This window comes from Gemmatimonadaceae bacterium (assembly GCA_035633115.1).
In the GTDB taxonomy this organism is placed as follows: domain Bacteria; phylum Gemmatimonadota; class Gemmatimonadetes; order Gemmatimonadales; family Gemmatimonadaceae; genus UBA4720.
Window position 1 is genome coordinate 237,547 of record DASQFN010000058.1, and the last position, 18,035, is coordinate 255,581.

The 18,035-nt window shown below is 62.1% G+C and carries 15 protein-coding genes; 10 read left to right on the forward strand and 5 right to left on the reverse strand.

Annotation, left to right across the window (positions count from 1 at the left end):
• Window positions 1-27 precede the first annotated feature (27 nt).
• The 5 genes from VES88_08440 to VES88_08460 all read left to right on the forward strand — a co-directional run bounded on the left by VES88_08440 (window position 28) and on the right by VES88_08460 (window position 7,131).
• Window positions 28-858 carry a hypothetical protein gene (locus VES88_08440; protein ID HYN81516.1) on the forward strand — a complete coding sequence of 277 codons (831 nt, stop codon included), beginning with the start codon at window positions 28-30 and terminating at the stop codon, window positions 856-858.
• A 19-nt stretch (window positions 859-877) separates the two neighbouring features.
• A complete protein-coding gene (locus VES88_08445) occupies window positions 878-2,077 on the forward strand; it encodes a hypothetical protein (GenBank protein ID HYN81517.1) in 1,200 nt (399 codons plus the stop codon).
• Between the two features lie 2 nt (window positions 2,078-2,079).
• Window positions 2,080-3,633 (forward strand): hypothetical protein, encoded by a 1,554-nt coding sequence (locus VES88_08450; GenBank protein ID HYN81518.1) that lies wholly within the window; start codon window positions 2,080-2,082, stop codon window positions 3,631-3,633.
• Window positions 3,634-3,705: 72 nt separating this feature from the next.
• Window positions 3,706-4,104 carry a hypothetical protein gene (locus VES88_08455; GenBank protein HYN81519.1) on the forward strand — a complete coding sequence of 133 codons (399 nt, stop codon included), beginning with the start codon at window positions 3,706-3,708 and terminating at the stop codon, window positions 4,102-4,104.
• 243 nt (window positions 4,105-4,347) lie between these two features.
• Window positions 4,348-7,131, forward strand: a complete 2,784-nt coding sequence (locus VES88_08460; protein ID HYN81520.1) for a TonB-dependent receptor — start codon at window positions 4,348-4,350, stop codon at window positions 7,129-7,131.
• Window positions 7,132-7,233: 102 nt separating this feature from the next.
• On the opposite strand, the gene VES88_08465 is transcribed toward VES88_08460, so the two are convergent.
• Together VES88_08465 and VES88_08470 are read right to left on the reverse strand one after the other, a co-directional pair.
• Window positions 7,234-8,172, reverse strand: a complete 939-nt coding sequence (locus tag VES88_08465; GenBank protein HYN81521.1) for a PhzF family phenazine biosynthesis protein — start codon at window positions 8,170-8,172, stop codon at window positions 7,234-7,236.
• Window positions 8,173-8,231: 59 nt separating this feature from the next.
• Window positions 8,232-8,366 carry a hypothetical protein gene (locus VES88_08470; GenBank protein ID HYN81522.1) on the reverse strand — a complete coding sequence of 45 codons (135 nt, stop codon included), beginning with the start codon at window positions 8,364-8,366 and terminating at the stop codon, window positions 8,232-8,234.
• A 189-nt stretch (window positions 8,367-8,555) separates the two neighbouring features.
• Here VES88_08470 and VES88_08475 point away from each other — a divergent pair, with 189 nt between their 5' ends.
• Both VES88_08475 and infA read left to right on the forward strand, forming a co-directional pair.
• Window positions 8,556-8,768, forward strand: coding sequence for a cold-shock protein (locus VES88_08475; GenBank protein HYN81523.1), 213 nt, complete (start codon window positions 8,556-8,558; stop codon window positions 8,766-8,768).
• A 103-nt stretch (window positions 8,769-8,871) separates the two neighbouring features.
• Window positions 8,872-9,093: a translation initiation factor IF-1 gene (infA, locus tag VES88_08480; GenBank protein ID HYN81524.1), complete on the forward strand. Its 222-nt coding sequence runs from the start codon at window positions 8,872-8,874 to the stop codon at window positions 9,091-9,093.
• A 25-nt stretch (window positions 9,094-9,118) separates the two neighbouring features.
• On the opposite strand, the gene VES88_08485 is transcribed toward infA, so the two are convergent.
• Window positions 9,119-10,528: a M20/M25/M40 family metallo-hydrolase gene (locus tag VES88_08485; GenBank protein HYN81525.1), complete on the reverse strand. Its 1,410-nt coding sequence runs from the start codon at window positions 10,526-10,528 to the stop codon at window positions 9,119-9,121.
• Window positions 10,529-10,630: 102 nt separating this feature from the next.
• On the opposite strand from VES88_08485, the gene mmuM reads away from it, so the two are divergent.
• Window positions 10,631-11,575 carry a homocysteine S-methyltransferase gene (mmuM, locus tag VES88_08490; protein HYN81526.1) on the forward strand — a complete coding sequence of 315 codons (945 nt, stop codon included), beginning with the start codon at window positions 10,631-10,633 and terminating at the stop codon, window positions 11,573-11,575.
• Window positions 11,576-11,840: 265 nt separating this feature from the next.
• Here the strand turns inward: mmuM and VES88_08495 are convergent, their stop codons facing one another.
• Window positions 11,841-13,079, reverse strand: a complete 1,239-nt coding sequence (locus VES88_08495; GenBank protein HYN81527.1) for an Ig-like domain-containing protein — start codon at window positions 13,077-13,079, stop codon at window positions 11,841-11,843.
• A 311-nt stretch (window positions 13,080-13,390) separates the two neighbouring features.
• Between VES88_08495 and VES88_08500 the strand changes: the two genes are divergently transcribed.
• Entirely contained in the window at window positions 13,391-15,709 is a 2,319-nt protein-coding gene (locus VES88_08500; GenBank protein HYN81528.1) for a zinc-dependent metalloprotease, read from the forward strand.
• Window positions 15,710-15,851: 142 nt separating this feature from the next.
• Window positions 15,852-17,177, forward strand: a complete 1,326-nt coding sequence (locus VES88_08505) for a heparan-alpha-glucosaminide N-acetyltransferase domain-containing protein (protein HYN81529.1) — start codon at window positions 15,852-15,854, stop codon at window positions 17,175-17,177.
• Window positions 17,178-17,191: 14 nt separating this feature from the next.
• On the opposite strand, the gene VES88_08510 is transcribed toward VES88_08505, so the two are convergent.
• Window positions 17,192-18,022, reverse strand: a complete 831-nt coding sequence (locus VES88_08510; protein ID HYN81530.1) for a M48 family metallopeptidase — start codon at window positions 18,020-18,022, stop codon at window positions 17,192-17,194.
• Window positions 18,023-18,035: the final 13 nt, after the last annotated feature.

An 18,035-nucleotide genomic window follows, 5' to 3' on the forward strand; every position in this document is an offset into this window, starting at 1 on the left:
CGACATCGCAACCTCCCCCGGCCCCTCATGACAATGACAATCACCAGCAAATCCCTCCGCAAAGCAGCGACACCGACGCTGATAATTCTTGGCGTCTTCATCCCCAGCTCCGGCAAGGCGCAGTCCGACGACTTCAGCGCGCCGAGGAATGCCGTCGTAAGCGCGGCGGGCGCACGGGTCATACGGATCAGCGCGCGCTCCGGTTACCTCAACGTGACGGGGCGACCCGGACTCACGCAGGTGCGTGTCACCGGTGTCGCGCGCGCGTCGAGCCGGCGCATCCTCGACGAGATCAAGCTTCAGGCAGAGCGGCAGGGTGACGAAGTGGTGATCAAGGTCATCATGCCGGACAGCAACCACTCCCTCTGGGATGTGTTCCAGGGCGATCATCGCCAGCAGCTCGATCTGGACATCGAGGTGCCTACCGACACTCCGCTTGACGTCGCGGACGGAAGCGGCGAGCTGAAGATCCGAGGAACCGGCGCCGTTGAGCTGTCGGATGGATCGGGTGATCTCGAGCTCTCCGGAATCACGGGCGACGTTCGCATCAACGACGGATCGGGCAATGTGGTAGTCAGGGGAGTGGGCGGTGACGTCGAAGTCGACGACGGCTCAGGCAACATTGACGCAGATAACGTCACCGGCAACTTTACCATTGGCAACGACGGATCCGGCAGCGTCGATGTCAGCGGCGTGGGCGGAACCATGCGCATCCATTCGAAGGGGTTCGGCGGCGTCAACGTCAACAGAGTGGGCGGTGACTTCATCGTCGACCGAAAGGGAAGCGGCTCGATCGAGTACAACACAGTGAAGGGCAGAGTCAGCGTTCCCGAGCGGAGGCGAAGGAACCGCGGCTGACCTCACGCAACGGCAGCCGATGGCGACCACAGTTTCGACATTCGCTCCTACCGGAGCCGAGGAAAAGAGCTCAACCGAAGCAGCCCGCGTTGTCGGGATCGCCAACTGGCCGATCTACGCTGTTGTCTTCGCGTCGGCTTGCATCGTGGCCGGCCTGTTGTGGGACATCTCGTGGCACCGCACAATCGGCCGCGACACTTTCTGGTCGCCCCCCCACCTGCTCGAGCAGATCGCCGCGGTCGTCGCCGGGCTGAGCTGCGGTTATATCGCCCTCCGCACTACTTTCGCGGGAACCGCCGAATCCCGCGCGACTTCGGTTCGGTTCTGGCATTTCTTCCAGGCCCCTGTGGGCGCGTGGGTCTGCATCTGGGGGACGATCATGATGATCACCTCCGCGCCGTTCGACGACTGGTGGCACAACGCTTACGGTCTCGACGTGAAAATCCTGAGTCCGCCACATATGGTGCTTGCGGGGGGAATGATCGGCATCCAGGTGGGCGCGATGCTGATGGCCCTCGGAGCGCAGAACCGCACCGACCGTGAGGCTGACCGCCGGCGCTACGCCTGCATCCTCGCCTTTGCGTCCGGCATCATCCTCGTAATGTCGAGCGTGCTCATTCAGGAGGAAGCGGCGTTCGGAAACTCGATGCACGGGTCGTCATTCTACCGGGTGACGGCGATCGTCTTTCCCATATTTCTCACTGCATTCGCGCGCGCCCTGCGGCTCAGGTGGCCGGCGACGACGGTCGCCCTCCTGTTCATGGCGATCATCCTGCTGACGATGTGGGTGACGCAGCTCTTCCCGGCGCAGGCAAGGCTGGCGCCGATTTACAACCCCGTCACACACATGGTGCCGACCCCATTCCCGCTTCTTCTGGTTTTTCCGGCTATCGCAATCGACTTGCTGATGCGTCGCTTTGGGGAGAATCGTGACTGGATTCTTTCGATGGCCATCGGAATTGCGTTCGTCGTGGTGATGATCGGGGTGCACTGGTACTGGGCGGAATTTCTTCTGTCGCCCTCCGCGCGCAACTTCGTTTTCGGCGTGGACAAATGGGACTACAGCTCCCGCCTCGGCCCGTGGCGATACGAGTACTGGAATCTGGATCGGAGCCCGACGGCGTTTGCCGGCGGGATGGTGATCGCCGCGATCTCCGCCGCGGCGAGCGCTCGGCTCGGATTGTGGTGGGGCTCAGGCATGTCGCGCATCAAGAGATGAAAATGAGAAAGGCGGCGCGCGCGTATGGTGTTGCGCTGCTGTACCTCGCCCTCACCGCCCATGTCGGAAGCCCCGACGCATGGTACGAGGGCAACGCCGGCCCCTACAAAGTAATCGTCCAGGTTCGGATGCCCGGTGTTGTGCCGGGAGTCGCGGAGATTTTCGTGCGCACACCAGGCGAGCGGCCCGATACCGTCACCGTTGTCGCAAACAAATTCGACGCTACTGGCGCCACGCCACCGCCTGAAGTGCTCGCCCCGGTAGAGGGCGACGCCGGATATTTCTCGGGCAAGCTCTGGCTGATGTCGGGCGGGTCGAACAGCATCACAGTTGCGGTAAGCGGATCGCGCGGAAGCGGAAAGGCGGTTGTGCCCGTGCTGAATGTTCCACTGCGCCGTCTGGACCTCGATCCGCGACTGGGCACCGCTCTCTCGATAGTGGGCGCGCTCCTGTTCGCGGGACTCGTAACGATCATCGGTGCAGCGGTGAGGGAAGGGACGCTTCCGCCCGGTACGCCACCGACACCCGCCAGTCGCGCGAAAGCGCGACGCGCGATGTTCGGCACGAGCATTGTGCTGGCGCTGCTTCTTTTCGGTGGCTGGAAATGGTGGAGCAGCGAGGACGCCATCTTCAGAAGGAATATCTTCAAGCCACTCGCGTCGAAGGCAGTCATCGAGCCTGCATCGCCTCGACCGCGATTCGTCTTCACGATCGCCGACTCGATCTGGGCCCATCGCGCAGACTCGGCGTGGCTGCGGCGCCACGATGCCAATTCGTTTACCCCGCTTATTCCCGATCATGGGAAGCTGATGCACCTGTTCCTCATCCGTGACGACCTCGGCGCGCTCGCTCATCTCCACCCGACTTCGACTGACTCGATCGTTTTCCCGTCCGATCTCCCTCCGCTGCCGGCAGGGCGGTATCGCGTCTTCGCCGACATCGTTCACGAGAGCGGCTACGCGCAAACGCTGGTTGCGTCAGTTGGAATCGACTCGACGACCGCTGCGTTGGCGGCGTCCTCGTCTTCGCCGGCTTCCGCATCAGACCCGGACGATTCGTGGTTCACGGGACCAGTTGAACGCGGCACGCGGAGCGTGACACTCGCGGACGGATCGGTGATGACATGGACTGGCGCCAGGAATTCAATTCCTGCCGGCGAGGACGCTGCGCTTCGCTTCGAAGTTCGAAACCCTGACGGTACGCGCGCCACTCTCGAGCCGTACATGGGAATGGCGGGCCATGCGGTTGTCGCCAGGGACGATGGCACGGTGTTCGTGCACCTGCATCCCTCGGGCACCGTTCCAATGGCGGCGCAGATGAGCTTCGAGATGCGCCAACCCGGAGATTCGGTTGGCGGCAGACTCGGCGCGCGCATCAGCGCGGCGGAGCACGCCATGATGTCAGCTCCAATGAAGGCGAAAAGCGAGGTCGCGTTTCCTTACGCGTTCCCGAAGCCCGGCAACTACCGCGTGTGGGTGCAGGTGAGGAAGGGGGGCAGGATCCTCACCGGAGCGTTTGATGCGCCAGTTGTTTCTGGCGCAAAGAGTGCAGACTAGGGCGCGCTACGCTATCGTTCCCATTGAGCGCGGCATTGGCCCACAGCATTCCTCGACGCATGGAGCTAACAAGTGAATAGGAAAATTCTCTTTCTTGTCGCAGGGTTCTTTCTCATGATCCTGCCAGTTGCGGTTGTTGCGCAGACGGCAACGACGTCGCCGGCCGCGACGACATCGAGCGCGGCAATGACGACCGACGCGGTGTCGACGGCGGACGTCGCGGCGCCATCCGCAGGCCCGACCACCGCAGCGAGCACTGTCGGGATTCGCGCTCCAGCTGCTGAGCGATCCAGCGCCAGCGCAGCCGCGGCCGCTGATCCGCACCTCGGCGCGGGACAGAACGTCGCATTGATGGTCGTCGGTGGTGCAGCCATGATCATCGGTGCAGCCATCGGGGACACCGCGGGGATACTCCTCGCAGTCGGCGGCGCAGTCGTCTTCCTGTACGGGCTGTACAACTTCGTGCAGTAACTCGGCGCGGCTCGCCGTCGCCCAGCCAGCCGGAAGCGACCACGGAAGACGCGCGTTCTCTTCGTCGTCCCTTCCATCGCGGCTGCACCCTAAGGTGCGGCTCAGCCTCCTCTGAGAATGTAGCGTAGCGACAATTTCCATTGCGCCATCCACACCCCGGTTGAACATTGTAATAGCGGCTCAGGCCATAACTGGCGGCCGCCGCGTGCTTTCAACGGGTGATCCCACACAACTGGAGTGCGAATGTACCAGAGACTTCGTCCGTCAGGTCAACCGCTCAACTCCTTCCCGCATTCGCCCTCACGGCTGGGTTTCCGCCCGGTCCTCGTTGCCGCCGCCGCGTCCCTCATTGCCGCTTCTTCGGCAGGAGCGCAGGCAATCACCGGCAAAATCACTGACGCAGCAACGGGCGAGGCTGTCGCCGGCGCGCGCGTTTCGGTCGTCGGAACTCTTCAAGGTACAGCCACACGCAGCGACGGTTCATACCGGTTGCCGGTATCGGCGGGCACCCAGATCGTTCGCGTGACTGGCATCGGATACTCGCCGGTTATCGACACGGTAGTCGCTACAGCGCTCGTCGAGAACCGCGACTATCGCCTCACGAAGGGTGGCGTGCGACTCGACGCGAATGTCATCATTGGCACCCGGCTCACGGATCGCACCGTGCTGAACTCCGCCGTGCCCGTCGACGTTCTGACACCGGCGGAGATTCAGCAGACTGGCCAGATCGAGACGAACCAGGTGATCCAGATGCTGGCGCCTTCCTTCAATTTCCCGAGGCCAACGATCTCCGATGGGACGGACCATATCCGCCCGTCGATGCTCCGTGGCCTTGGACCGGACCAGGTTCTCGTTCTCGTCAACGGCAAGCGACGCTATACCAGCTCGCTCGTCAACGTGAACGGCACCCTTGGTCGCGGGTCAACGGGCGTCGACCTCAACGCAATTCCCTCGAGTGCCATCGAGCGGATCGAGATTCTTCGCGACGGAGCCGCGGCGCAATACGGCTCGGACGCGATAGCGGGCGTCATCAACATCATTCTCAAGACCGATCCGACTACTGAGATCGGCGCCCACGTAGGCTCGAACTACACGACGCTCAAGCCGAAGGACACGACGTTCGCGAGAAATCTTGGCGCGTTGGAGGACACCCGGCTCACCGATGGCGACGTCACTGAAGTCGATGTCAACACGGGCCGGAATTTCACGGGCGGAGGATTTCTTCACGTAACCGGACAGTACCAGCATCGAGGCTCAACGAACCGGTCTCTGCCTGATATGCGCACTCAGTACTTTGCGGGCGATCCGCGCAACTCCGACCCGCAGTTCGTCGGACAAAATCATTTCAGGCAGGGCGATGCACTGGTGACCGACATCGGGTTCATGTTCAACGCGAACATGCCGCAGATGTCGAATGGATCCAGAATTTACGCGTTCGGTGGCACGTCCCACCGCGACGGTCAGGGCGCCGGCAACTGGCGTCTGCCGAACGGCACCAACACAGTCCGCTCCATCTGGCCGAATGGATTCCTCCCTTTCATCAATAGTGACATCCTCGATTACGCCGGGACGGTAGGGGTGAAGGGTCCCATCGCCGGATGGAACTACGACCTGAGCGGAACCTACGGACACAACAACTTCGATTTTGAGATTACGAACACCAACAACGCGACGATGGGCAACTCCAGCCCCACCGAGTTCGACGCGGGTGGGTTCAAGTTCAATCAGGGTGTGCTCAACCTCGACCTTGTGCGCGGCTTCCCGATCGGCGCATTCGCGGCGCCACTCAACGTCGCTCTCGGCGCCGAGTTCAGGCACGAGCTGTACGGAGTGAGGGCAGGGGAGCCTGGCTCCTACATCGACGGCGGTGTGAAGGTGCTTGACGGCCCGAGCGCGGGCGCGCACCCCATCCCGGGAGCTCAGGTCTTTGCCGGATTCCAGCCGAGTGATGCGGGCGACCACACTCGCACCAGCTTCGCAGGCTACCTCAACCTCGAGACCAATCTCCTCCCGAGCCTGCTTGTGGGACTTGCGGGCCGAAGCGAGAACTACAGCGATTTCGGGTCGACCACGACCGGCAAGGCATCAGCCCGTTTCGAGTTCTATCCGGGCTATGCAATTCGCGGCGCATTCCAGACAGGATTTCGCGCGCCGTCTCTCGCTCAGTCATTCTTCTCGTCGACGGCGACGAACTTCCTCAACTTTGGTCAGGGGCTCGTTCCGGTCGAAGTCAAGACTTTGCCCGCCTCGGGTGAAATTGCAGAGGCACTTGGAGCCGAGCCGCTCAAGGCGGAGACCTCGGTCAACACAAGCATTGGTATCGCGCTGGCGCCCCTGCAGAATCTCTCGCTGACCGCCGATTACTATCGCATCACGATTGACGACCGGATCGTTCTTTCGGGGAACTTCACCGGCGCGGCAATGACCGCTTTTCTCGCGGCTCAGGGATTTCCGGGCGTCGGAAGCGCGCGATACTTCACCAACGCGATCGACACGCGGACCGTTGGCTTCGACGTAGTAACGCGTTACGCCCTGGACTTCGGCAACATCGGGATAACACGGTTCACCGGTGGTTACAATCAAACGAGGAGCAAGGTCACACGCGTGGCGTCGACTCCTCCTGCGCTGGCGAGCCAGGCCTCTGTGCTGTTCGATGAAGTCGAGCGCGGCCGCATCGAGGTTGGCCAGCCGCACAACACGCTCCACCTGACGCTGGATCACACCTATCGCGATTTCACGGGAACGATCCACACTGCCCGTTGGGGAGAGGTCGGCTTCCGCGGGAATCCGACCAATCGGGCGCTGGACCAGACGTTCGCACCGGAGTGGATAACCGACGTGAACGCGTCGTACACGTTCTTCCGCCAGCTGCGGCTGACACTCGGGGCGAACAATGTGTTCGACGAGTACCCCGACGAGCAGATACCCATCAATGCCAACAGCGGAATCTTCCCGTACAGCAACACGGTGAACACGTTTGGCTTGAACGGGCGGTTCATCTACGCCCGCGTGAAGTGGACGCTGTGATTGACTGAATGAAAAAGCCCGCTCGGATATCCGAGCGGGTTTTTTTTTGCCAGGTGCCTTCAACCCTGACGCCAGATACTCGCACTATTCAGTTCAGTCTTTCTACGGGTAGTACAACGTCCCGGAGCTTACCAACACGGAAGCGCCTCCGACGCGCACAGCCTTCACCTGCCCGCCGAGGGCGTCAACCTCGACCTCCAGCCGACTCGGCCGTCCCATCTCCACGCCCTGGTGAATGAGGCACTTGAGCATTCCATCGCGAACTGTAGAGCGCCAAGTCAGGTATCCGCCAAACGCTGCGGCTGCGCTGCCGGTCGCCGGATCTTCGGAAATGCCGAGTGTTGGCGCGAACATTCGCCCGCGAATCACGCCATCACCCGCTCGCACTCCCCCCCGCTTCGCGGACTCTGCGTCTTCGACGAACACGAAGATTTCCGACGCCCACGAATCCTGGAGCGTCCGCTCCCACACGTCCTTTCTCACGCGCGCCTTACCCAGCGCATCGAGACTTCGAAGCGGTACGAAGAGAAAGGGAATGCCGGCCGAGACCGCTTCCGGAGTGAACACGCTGTCGTAGAGAATGTCCGAGGGCTCGAGTGAGAGCACGTCGGCGAGAACGGCTGCGTCGGTTGGAGCGGGCCCTCGCTCGGGAAGTTTCGCGGCGGTGAGCTGCGTGAAGACGGGCCGGCCCTTGCTGGCCCTGATCAGAACAGGAACGGGCCCCACGCCCTCCTCGAAAACAATTCGCGTCTCCTCGCCGTCGAGCGGGATTTCGCCGGTCGATGCGAGGACGAAAGCAGTGCCGACAGTGGGATGACCGGCGAAAGGCATCTCGCCGCCGGGGTTGAAGATTCGCAGGCGGCGCGTTCCCGTCGGCGTCTCCGGCGGCAGCACGAAGACAGTCTCGGAGAAATTGAACTCGCGCGTGATCTGCAGCATCTGCTCGGGCGTGATCTGCGCGGCGTTAGGAATCACCGCCAACTGATTGCCGCCAAAAGGCACGTCGGTGAAAACATCGGCGGTGTGAAACGAGAAGGGCACGATGGGTTACGCTCTGTCGGGTTGATCTGAAATGTACGGCGAATCGTTCCGTGGCCTCATCAGCGGCTGCCGCCACGATCGTTGGGCTCGTATTGCCAGCCTTCTCCGTCCGGAATCTCGTCGACGGTACGGGCCTCCATCGGGTCATAAGAGGGCCCGATTGGCAGGACACTCGATTTCGCTCGCGCTTTCATTGACAATCAGCAGGAATGACGTACATTTTGATTCTGTTGCACATATCGTTGTGCAGCGACTTAGCCAGCGAACGAAATTGGGACCTGGATAAAACCAGGTCTTTTTTCCGTTGGCGAGTCAACCAACATAGTCGGCAGGTACGGCCATACCGCACTTCCGACCAACATTATTAACGAGGAAGTATCAGTATGCGTACCACAGGAACTGTGAAGTGGTTCAACGACGCCAAGGGTTTTGGCTTCATCACCCCCGAGAACGGACAGAAGGACTGTTTCGTTCATCACTCGGCCATCAGCGGCAGCGGTTTCAAGTCGTTGACCGAGGGCGAGCGCGTCGAGTTTGACGTCGTGCAGGGCCAGAAGGGCCCGGCCGCCGAGAATGTGACCCGGCTCAACGCTTGATCACTATCGCAGCGACTCGGTAATAGATGCAGGGCCACCCTGGCTAGCCGGGGTGGCCCTGTTTTTTTCTGCTCGATCGACCACGTAACCGAGACGGAGGCATATGGCGAAGGAAGAAGCAATCGAACTGGAAGGAACAGTGACTGAAGTACTGCCGGATGCGACGTTTCGCGTTCTGGTCAGCAACGGGCACGATGTTCACGCGACGATTGCCGGCAAGATGCGCCGCTTTCGGATTCGCGTACTGGCGGGCGACCGTGTGACGCTCGAGGTCTCACCTTACGACCTGACGCGCGGCCGAATCACCTTCCGTCATAAGAACTGACAATTAGTTAGTCGGCAGTCCCTTTCTACTGCGCGTAGCGCAGTATGTCGTAGTAGTAACGCGTCCCGAAGCCCACGTTCTCCACGGCCAGGCGCTCGTCGTTGCCGTGGACACCTCGCTGTCGCTCCGCCTGCTCGACCTTGAACGGATCGATCGCGTACGTGATGATCCCCAGCTTCCGGTAAGTCGGACGGTCAGTCGCTCCCGTTTGCATCGGAGTGGTCACGAAGGCGCTCGGCTCACGCTCCCGCACAGCCTTTTCAATCGCCTTGAACAGGTCAGTATCGATTGGACTCTCCAGCGGCGCTTTCGGCGCGAGCAGCGTGGTGAAGTGCACGGCGGTATCCCCCACAATCTGCTTCAACGTAGCCAGCACGGCTGCAGCATCTGTGTCAGGCAGCAGACGGACGTCCACGTCCGCCGTCGCCTCGGCGGGTATGACGTTGGTCTTGTTCGATCCGCTCAGGCCGGTGAGTGAGATCGTATTTCTCAGATACGCGTTCCAGTAAGGGTCGCTCAGAATCCACTCGCGCGCTTCGGGATTCGTCACGGCCTTCTCGACGTTCGCCAGCCAGCTCTTCCGCGGCTCGGGGTAGAGACGCGAGATGTCGCTGAAAAACTTTGCGACTCCCGGTGTCACATGTATCGGCGTCTCGTACTTCGCGATCTTGTCGAGCGCCGCAACCAGGCGCGGAACGGGATTCTGCTTCGTCGGCCGCGAGCCGTGCGACGGAACGCCCTTTACCGAGAGGCGCTGCCAGAACGTTCTCTTCTCTGCGACTCCGACTGCGAAGTATCGAATCTTTCCGTTCTGAACCGAGTTCTCCGTCGCTTCTGTGATGATGTACTCGACGTCCTTCAGGAGGTCGGCGTGATTCTTCACGAAGGTGATGCCGCCGGTGGAAGTGAGCTCCTCGTCGGCGTTCGCGATGTAAACGATGTCGCGGTTCAGCTGAACACCGGAGCGCTTGAGCGCAATCAGCGCCATCAGCTGCACCACGCCTTCGCCCTTCATGTCGAGTGCGCCACGCCCCCAGATGTAACCGTCCTTCACAATCCCGGAGAATGGATCGACCGTCCAGAACGACGGCGTCGCGGGCACCACGTCCAAGTGATTGACGAGTGCGATTGCGCGCTTCGAGCCGTTGCCTTTGAGCCGGGCGTAGAGATTGGCGCGACCGGCGCCGAGCTCGGCAGTGTCGAGAATTTGCGCCGGAATGCCCTCGCGGTCGAGAATGGCCTTTAGAAAGACGGCCGCTTTCGTCTCGTTTCCGGGCGGGTTGCTGGTGTCGATCTTCAGATAATCGCTCAGGATACGCTGGCCTTCGAGCGCGAGGGCATTCCAGTCGACTGCCTTCGTCCCTCCGCCCTGTCCAGCCGCGGTCACTGGCGCGAGTGTGATTGTCAGTACGAGAATGCTGAGTAGGCGGCGCATTATTGGCGGGAAGAGAGAAGACGCAGCTGGATCGCTGCGGTAGCGGTGGATCGGGTCAGAAATTGCCGATCGCGCTCACGGGGACGCAATGGGTGCCACTACATGGATACAGACTTCGATTCCGATATTCTGATTCTGGACGGCGGTCTCGCTACCGAGCTCGAGAAGCGCGGATACGACATCTCCGGCCCTCTCTGGTCTGCGCAGCTCTTGCTCGACGCTCCCGATGCCATCGAGCAATTGCACTACGACTATTTCGCGTCAGGCGCGCAGTGCGTGACCTCGGCCAGCTACCAGGCGAGTTACGGGGGATTCGCGAGTCTCGGCTTCACTCCCGAAGAAACGACGTTGGTTTTGCAGAGGTCAGTCGCGCTGGCACGAAGTGCACGTGACCGCTTTGAGAAGGACCAAGCGCGTGATTCCAATGCCTCCATCAAGGCGGATGGTAAAAAGCGTTACGTCGCTGCGTCAGTCGGCCCCTATGGTGCAACCCTGCATGACGGCTCCGAGTATCACGGCAACTACGGACTTTCCGTGAGCGATCTGAAGGCGTTTCATGCGCCACGATTCTCGGTTCTGGCAGACTCGGGTGCCGACGTGCTGGCGTGTGAAACGATTCCGTCGCTCGACGAAGCGCGGGCGTTGCTCGATCTGCTCGGCTATCACGGACATACGCAGGCGTGGCTGAGCTTCACCTCGCCCGATGGCGTCCACACTTCGCACGGCGAGCCACTCGCGGATTGCGCGCGTGCTGCCGATTCTGTGAAGAGTGTCTTTGCGGTGGGCGTGAACTGCGTTCATCCCCGCGTTGTGACGACAGCAATCAGGGAGCTCGCTCGCGGAACCGAAAAGCCGATTGTCGTCTACCCGAATTCGGGCGAGCAGTGGGACGCGGGCTCACGTCAATGGCGCGGCGCGCCTCACGGCTCTCGCCTGGCCGATCTTGCGCCCGCATGGGTGGACGCTGGTGCGCGATTCATTGGCGGGTGCTGCCGCACCGGGCCGGCGGATACAGCCGCCCTCGCCCGTGCGATGTCCTCAACCTAAGAAAAGCTCTCGGGCTTGAGCTTAGTGGGCTGGGGCAATAAGCTTTGCAAGGATGTACTTCGAGCATCAGCTCGTGCGCCCTGCGCCACACATCGAGCTTCCGAAAATCGGCCATCCGACGAAATTGGGGCCGCCTCGCCGCAGCCATCGCACAATATCTACAAGGCAATCAGCAATTTCGCGCGCCGTCGCTGAATTGTTGTAGCTCCAAGCCCAGGCCCACTAAGCCCAGGCCTCCGGCTTTTTTATGAACGCCAGTTAGCCCTCAATGGCAGCTCCCGGTTCCCGAGTCCGTGAACGTCCCGCCGGCAACCGGCACGAACTGCCAACCGTACGTACCCGCCGAAAGCGTCAGCTTGAGCACGCCAAAAGTATTCCCGTTGTACACCTGGCTGTTTGGCTGAACGGTGCCGAGCGCGTAGTGGCTGCGCCCGCCGGTGCCGACGACGAATTCCCGGATACCTCGCGTCGCGTCAGCAGCACCCGTCGGGGTCTGCGGCGCAAAACGCTCGTAGCTGTGGTCGTGCCCAACCAGTACGACGTCGGCATTCGCAGCGTAGAGCGCCTCCCAGAATGGTTGCACGGTGACGTCGTTGCCGTGAACCGAGCTGGAGCTGAAGCGCGGATGGTGCCAGTAGGCAAGCGTGCAGGTTTTCGTGTTTGCCGCGAGGTTCGCGCGCAGCCACTGGTCCTGCGCCGAGCCGGCGGTGCGCGCGATGTTGCTGTTCAACACGATGATGTGCCACTCGCCGAGGTCGTAGCTGTAGTATCCCTTCGACGGGTCACCGGCAGCCGCGCCGAAGTATCCGTAGTAGCCCGTAGCACCTGCGGTATTGTACTCGTGATTACCCGGCGCCGGCTTCGTGCGCGCCTTGTGGCGCCCCCATGACGGGTTGTAGCAATTCGTGAACTCGGCCGCTGTCCCGTTGTCATAGGCCAGGTCGCCGAGCGCGAACACTGTGCCGGCGATGGTGTCGAGCAGGTTCGCCGTGGCCTCATCACCGGTTGAGGTGCACGAAGCGATATCGCCGGCACCTACGAACACAACAGGCGGTGGCGGTGGCGGCGGCGGTGGCGGCGGGGGTGGCGGGGGAGGAGGCGGCGGTGGCGGGGGAGGAGGCGGCGGTGCCGGCGTGCTTGTGACAGTAACTACGGAGGTCCCGCTTTTGGTTTCTGCCGACGCTGAAATCGTGGCCTGCCCCGCCGAAACTCCGGTGACCAGTCCCGTCTGGCTCACTGTAGCTACACCCTGGTTCGAGCTGGCCCAGACGAACGACGAAGTCGGCGGCTTGCTCGTCGCCGAGAGCTGGAGGGTGGAGCCCACTTGAACGCTGGCGCTCGCCGGCGAGACCGATACCGACCTGATCTTTGCCGCGTTCGCATGCGCAGCGACTGAGATCTCGTCCGGAGAAGGCGCTGTTGGATTTTTCGAGGCGTCGTAACAAGCCATGAACGACGCGGCTGTGACGGCGACGACGGCAAGGGCTGCATATCGAATCCGCATTTGATCTCCAGGTCACTGAACGGGCGAGCGGATAGACTAACACCAAATGGACTCCGCCGCCCCGATTAAGTATCGGCCAGGCCGCTGTCGCTTTTGCGGAAGATGCGGCAGCGAATACTTGCGCAGGGCCAGTCCCGGTGGGATAATCGCGGCTCTCCCTTTTGGCCCACACGATGAGATCGAAACATTTCGCATCACTCGCCCTTGCAGCGTGTGTTTCCGCGTGTGCCTCTGCACAGCGGCAGCAGACGGACGCGGCTTCTCGGACTGCAACGCGATCTGCGTCGAGTATTGCAGCAAAGACCGCCGGCATGGAGCGCCGGGACGGGCTCATTCCCATCTACCTCGATGCGAAGCAGGGGAAGATCTTCCTGGAGCTTCCGTCAGATTCGATGCGCGTGCTGATGTTCGTCACGCTCGCTACCGGACTCGGGTCGAATCCGATCGGCCTCGACCGCGGCGCGGGCGGTGACTCATACGTGACCCGCTTCGACAGAAACGGCGACCGTGTCCTCGTGGTTTTCGAGAACTGGAATTACCGGAGCTCGGCAACAGACAACCCGGCGCACGTGCGCACGGTGGTCGAGGCTTTTCCACCGAGCACGACGGGCTCGCTGCCGCTGATCGCTGAAGAAGGCTCGCGACTCGTCGTGGATGCAACCGATTTCGTGATGCGCGACTGGAACGACGTCACCGGGACGCTCACTGCGAATAACGAAGGCACCTACGCCGTGGCGCGCGACCGGTCGAGCGTATATCGCCCGTACACGAAGGCGTTCCCCGACAACAGCGAGATCGACGTCGCTTTGACGTTCGTCACGACAGGAAAACCCGGCCAGACGGTCGCTTCAATCGTTCCTGAGGGCAGATCGTTCACGCTGCGGCAGCACCTGAGCTTTGTCAGACTCCCGGACAGCAACTATCGCCCGAGGGTGCTCGACCCGCGCACGGGATTCTTTGGCATCGTCTTCAAGGATTACGCGCAGCCCATCCAGCTTCCACTCGAGCAGCGCTGGATCGCGCGGCACCGCCTCGAGCGTGTGAATCCAGCCGATCCGGCGAGTCCGATCAAGAATCCCATCGTCTACTATATAGATCGCGGGATTCCCGAGCCGGTGCGCTCAGCGACGAAGGAAGGTGTGAGCTGGTGGATCGAGGCCTTCGAGCGCGCCGGCCTTCGCGGCGCGTTCAAGGTGGAAGATCTGCCCGAAGGCGTCGACCCGATGGACGCTCGCTACAACGTCGTTCAGTGGGAGAACCGGAACGAGCGCGGATGGTCCATTGGGGGCGCCATTGGCGATCCCCGCACCGGCGAGTTACTCAAAGCGATGGCGCGCATGGATTCGCACCGCGCGCGCACCGACTACAACCTTTACGCAGGGCTCAAGGGCGCAGATGCGGCGGCCGCCGACACTGCATTCGTCCTCGCGCGTATTCGACAGGTTACGGCTCACGAAGTCGGACACACCCTCGGCCTCTCGCACAACTACATCGCGTCGACATACGAGCGCGGCTCCGTCATGGATTATCCGCCTCCACGCGTGCGACTCGACGCCAGCGGGAACATCGACATCTCCAGCGCTTATGCAGTCGGCCCGGGCGCTTACGACATGTTCTCGATTCGCTGGGGTTACGGAATCTTCCCGCCGGGAACGGAGCAGGACTCGCTGCGGGCGATAGTCGCCGACGGACTGCGACGGGGACTGTTATTTCTCTCCGACGCCGATGCGCGACCCGAGTTTGCATCCGATCCTCGAACGAATCTCTGGGATGACGCCGCGTCGCCCATGGAATTCCTGAGGCATCAGATGGGCGTGAGGCGGGTGGCGATGGCGCGCTTCAACGAGCGAAACATTCGCGTCGGGGAGCCCATCGCGCTGCTTCAGGAGCGGTTCGTGCCGGTTTATCTGATGCATCGCTTTGCCGTCAACTCGCTCGCCAAGACGATCGGCGGAATGGAGTACAGCAACGCTGTTCGCGGAGATGGCGTGCAGGCGACCCGGCCCATCGACGGAGCTGCTCAGCGACGCGCGCTGTCGGCGCTCGTCGGCGCGCTTTCGCCCTCGGAGCTCGCGATTCCCGACACTGTGATCACGCTGCTCGGCCCTCGCCCGTACTCGTATCCGCAGTACGTCGAGCTCTTCAGCAGTCGCACGCGTCCCGCTTTCGACGAGCTCGGCGCCGCGCGCACGCTGGCGCAGATGATTGTCGACGCAGTTCTGCAGCGCGAGCGTGCTGCGCGTCTGGTGCAGTTTGCGAGTCGCGGGCCGAGGCCGCTGACTCTTGACGAGACGATCGACTCGTTGACGTTGACATGGTCGGCGCCGCCGCGCGCGACACCGAGCGCCCAGGCACTGCGTCGCGTAGCGCAGCGCGCGGTTGCGGACCGAATGCTTCTTGTCGCCGCCGACAAGGAAGCCGCGCCAGAAGTCCGCGCGATAGTCGAGCTCAAGATGGACGCCTTGCGGCGGCGTGCGCGGTCCCTCGGCGGCGCGGGCAGCATACCGGAACGCGCGCATTGGCTGGCAATCGCCGCCGACTTCACACGGTGGCTCGAGCGGCAGGAGCTGCCCACTCCCACACCTGCGCTCAGAGCGCCGCCCGGCGATCCATTCGGGATGGATCGGTAGCATGAGCTGGTAAGAATTGTGTCAGAGAGCGCCGAACCGTGGCGCCGCGCCGCCGAGTTGCCTAGAATAGCGCTTCGACTCAAGGATCGGCCGGACCAGGGTACTCAACGCCTGCAGGCTTTCACCCCGCGAGGTGCACGGCATGGAGTCAACTGCCTCTGTTGACCGCTCGCTGACAGACGCGTCGATCGGCGCGACTAGAGAAATCCGCTCCGTCATACTCCGCGCCAGCTCGCTGCGCGAGCGGATTGATTCGGTCGATCTGCTGCGCGGCCTCATCATGGTGATCATGCTGTTGGATCACACCCGCGACTTTGTCCACCGCGACACGTTCTTCTTCGATCCGACGGACATGTCGAGGACGTATCCCGCGCTTTTCTTCGCTCGCTGGATCACGCACTACTGCGCGCCGGTGTTCGTGTTTCTCGCGGGGTCGAGCGTCTACTTCCAGCTTGCCCGCGGCAAGTCGAAGGCGGAGATGTCGCGCTTCCTCGTGACGCGTGGACTGTGGCTGATCGTCCTCGAGTTTACGGTGATTCGCTTCCTGGTTTTCTGGAACCTCGACTACGCGCAGTTCCTCGGCTTTGCGCAGGTGATCTGGGTACTCGGCTGGTGCATGATCCTGCTGGCCGGGCTCATTCACGTTCCAATCCGCGCAGTTGCGATTTTCGGCGTCGCGATGATCGTGCTGCACAATCTGCTGGACCCGTTACGCGTCCCGCCGTGGCAGGGGCCGGGCACGCCAGCTCCCGGATTTGGCGGCTGGATCTGGATGGTGCTCCATCAGCAAGGCGTGGTGCTGCCGTTTGGTTTTCCCGGCCCGGTCTGGTTCATTCTTTATCCGCTTATCCCGTGGCTTGGTGTGATGGCGGCCGGTTACGCGATGGGAACGATCTACGATCGCACACCCGATGAGCGACGCAGGTGGCTGATTCGGTGGGGCGCTGCGATCACCGTCGGATTCATCATCCTTCGCGCGACGAACATCTACGGCGATCCGGGAGAATGGTCCGCGCAGAAGAACGCGGTGATGACTGTCGCGTCCTTTCTGAATGTTCAGAAGTATCCGCCGTCGCTTCTCTTCCTGATGATGACGCTCGGACCGTCGCTGCTCGGGCTCGCCCTGTGGGAGAAGTACAACCGCTCCGGGACCGGAGATCACGCGAGTGCCCCCGGACGCGTCGCCCGCATGCTGGTCACCTACGGCCGGGTGCCGCTCTTCTTCTACATTCTCCAGTGGATCTACTCGCACGGAGCCGGATACCTGCTTTCGCTGATGGCGGGAAAGCCAACGTGGATTTACTTCCGCTTGCCCGGACCAGGAGCCCCGACGCCCCCCAATATCGCATTCGATCTCTGGGTGGTGTTCGTTGTCTGGCTTGTCGGGGTGCTGTTGCTGTACCCGATCTGCAAGTGGTACGCTGACCTCAAGGCGCGGCGGAAGGATTGGTGGCTTAGCTACCTCTAGACACCTCTCGGTTATCAACCGCCCGCTTCCACATCCGTCCTGCTGCCGGGCGGTGGGCGCGGTGGCGCCGGGAGTCGCGCCACAGCCTGCCTGAATCGCTGGTAGCTCGGCGTATCCTGCAGCAGCCCTCCCTGCTCGCCGGCGCCAAGGACTTCGATCAGCTCCCTCGCTCGCTGCACTCGCGATTCCTCCAGAGGGTGGGAAGCAAACCATCCCTCGACCACCGACGGCTCGGTCCTTCGTTTCTGTACGAGGGCCTCGAACAGCGATGGTATTCCCTCGGGATCGATTCTGGCGCGGAGCACGTTCTCCACGGCCTCCGAATCGGCCTGCAGCTCGTCGTGACGACTGTGCCGCGCGATCACCGCGGTGCCGCCGATGTTGATTGCCGCCTGCCCGAGTCCACTGTTGCAGATGTTGGTCAGCGTGCAGGCCAGCGTCGCTACTATCCCGATCTTCTGCGAGCTCTCCATCTGCTTCACGTTGTGGCGCTGAATTACGTGGCCGATCTCGTGGCCGAGCACGCCGGCCAGCTGGTCCAGGCGCTGGGTGTTCTCGATGAGCCCCCGGTTGACGTAGATGAAGCCGCCGGGGAGGGCGAACGCGTTAACCTGGTGTGAGTTGACTATGTAAAACTGCCAGTCGAGATCGGGTCGTGACGTCAGCGCGGCGATGCTGTCGCCCAGCTCGTTGATCTGCTGGTTGATGTACGGATCGGTGACGATTGGCATCGCGCTGGCGATCTCACGAGCGGTTTGCTCTCCAAGCGCGACTTCCTCATCGGGCGAGATCTCGCAGGCTGCCAATCCGAGGAGGCTGACGAGCATCAATGCGTTGTGCTTCATGATTCAGTGCTCC

What these genes read in the sequence shown, in the direction of transcription:
- VES88_08440 (HYN81516.1), top strand. Translation starts at nt 28, where the DNA reads ATGACAATGACAATCACCAGCAAATCCCTCCGCAAAGCAGCGACACCG.
- VES88_08445 (HYN81517.1), top strand. Translation starts at nt 878, where the DNA reads ATGGCGACCACAGTTTCGACATTCGCTCCTACCGGAGCCGAGGAAAAG.
- VES88_08450 (HYN81518.1), top strand. Translation starts at nt 2,080, where the DNA reads ATGAGAAAGGCGGCGCGCGCGTATGGTGTTGCGCTGCTGTACCTCGCC.
- VES88_08460 (HYN81520.1), top strand. Translation starts at nt 4,348, where the DNA reads ATGTACCAGAGACTTCGTCCGTCAGGTCAACCGCTCAACTCCTTCCCG.
- VES88_08470 (HYN81522.1), bottom strand. Translation starts at nt 8,366, where the DNA reads ATGAAAGCGCGAGCGAAATCGAGTGTCCTGCCAATCGGGCCCTCTTAT.
- VES88_08475 (HYN81523.1), top strand. Translation starts at nt 8,556, where the DNA reads ATGCGTACCACAGGAACTGTGAAGTGGTTCAACGACGCCAAGGGTTTT.
- infA (HYN81524.1), top strand. Translation starts at nt 8,872, where the DNA reads ATGGCGAAGGAAGAAGCAATCGAACTGGAAGGAACAGTGACTGAAGTA.
- VES88_08485 (HYN81525.1), bottom strand. Translation starts at nt 10,528, where the DNA reads ATGCGCCGCCTACTCAGCATTCTCGTACTGACAATCACACTCGCGCCA.
- mmuM (HYN81526.1), top strand. Translation starts at nt 10,631, where the DNA reads ATGGATACAGACTTCGATTCCGATATTCTGATTCTGGACGGCGGTCTC.
- VES88_08495 (HYN81527.1), bottom strand. Translation starts at nt 13,079, where the DNA reads ATGCGGATTCGATATGCAGCCCTTGCCGTCGTCGCCGTCACAGCCGCG.
- VES88_08500 (HYN81528.1), top strand. Translation starts at nt 13,391, where the DNA reads ATGGAGCGCCGGGACGGGCTCATTCCCATCTACCTCGATGCGAAGCAG.
- VES88_08505 (HYN81529.1), top strand. Translation starts at nt 15,852, where the DNA reads ATGGAGTCAACTGCCTCTGTTGACCGCTCGCTGACAGACGCGTCGATC.
- VES88_08510 (HYN81530.1), bottom strand. Translation starts at nt 18,022, where the DNA reads ATGAAGCACAACGCATTGATGCTCGTCAGCCTCCTCGGATTGGCAGCC.